1 protein-coding gene is annotated in these 349 nt (G+C 69.1%); it reads right to left on the bottom strand.

All coding sequences use genetic code 11. The features are described from left to right. Positions 1-349 (bottom strand): YeeE/YedE thiosulfate transporter family protein (locus AB4Z35_RS31465; protein WP_442101362.1); only part of this gene is annotated, 349 nt, incomplete at both ends.

Here is a 349-nt window from a genome sequence, read left to right as displayed (position 1 = left end):
GCCCTGCGCCACCAGCGACGGCAGGTCCTGCGTGACGGGCAGCGCCACGGCCACCGTGTCGACCGTGTTCACGCGAACCACGCCAAACAGCCCGCGCAGCGTCATATAGGCGGAGAGCCCCAGGAACACAAACACCACCAGCGACTTCAGGTTGCCCGCGCCGATGCGCACCAGCGTCTTGCTGCCGCAGCCGGAGGCCAGCACCATGCCGAAGCCGAACATCAGCCCGCCCACCGCCGCTGACAGCCAGGCCAGCTTCGCGGAGGTGTAGATCGTCTTGGTCGGATCGATCAGGCCGGCCCAGGCCAGCGCGCCGGTGCCGATCATCGCCACGCCGATGGCCATGACC

Origin of the sequence: Pseudomonas sp. KB_15 (assembly GCF_052114525.1) — a bacterium.
Taxonomy (GTDB): Bacteria; Pseudomonadota; Gammaproteobacteria; order Pseudomonadales; family Pseudomonadaceae; genus Aquipseudomonas.
Note: the sequence above shows the minus strand (reverse complement) of the source record. Positions and strands in the feature narration are given on the sequence as shown.